The organism is Marinitenerispora sediminis, from assembly GCF_003336425.1.
GTDB classification, from domain to species: Bacteria; Actinomycetota; Actinomycetes; order Streptosporangiales; family Streptosporangiaceae; genus Marinitenerispora; species Marinitenerispora sediminis.
The window spans coordinates 1-264 of sequence record NZ_QEIO01000424.1 but is presented as its reverse complement, the minus strand read 5'-3'; the positions used below and the strand labels follow the sequence as shown (position 1 = coordinate 264).

1 pseudogene is annotated in these 264 nt (G+C 74.2%); it reads right to left on the bottom strand.

Going from position 1 to position 264, the window contains the following annotated elements:
* Nucleotides 1-264: pseudogene (locus DEF28_RS27090) on the bottom strand (hypothetical protein); the annotation flags it as partial.

Here is a 264-nt window from a genome sequence, read left to right as displayed (position 1 = left end):
CCGGTGTCGTAGGAGGAGCGGCTGTGTGAGCCGGTCTCGTAGGACGGCGGCAGCGGTGCGCCCGGGTCCAGCGGTGACCGCGAGTGCGTCCCGGTGTCGTAGGAGGGCCGGCTGTGGGTGCCGGTGTCGTAGGGCGCGGGGTCGAGGGGGGAGCGGGTGTGGCTGCCGGTGTCGTAGGAGGAGCGGCTGTGTGAGCCGGTCTCGTAGGACGGCGGCAGCGGTGCGCCCGGGTCCAGCGGTGACCGCGAGTGCGTCCCGGTGTCG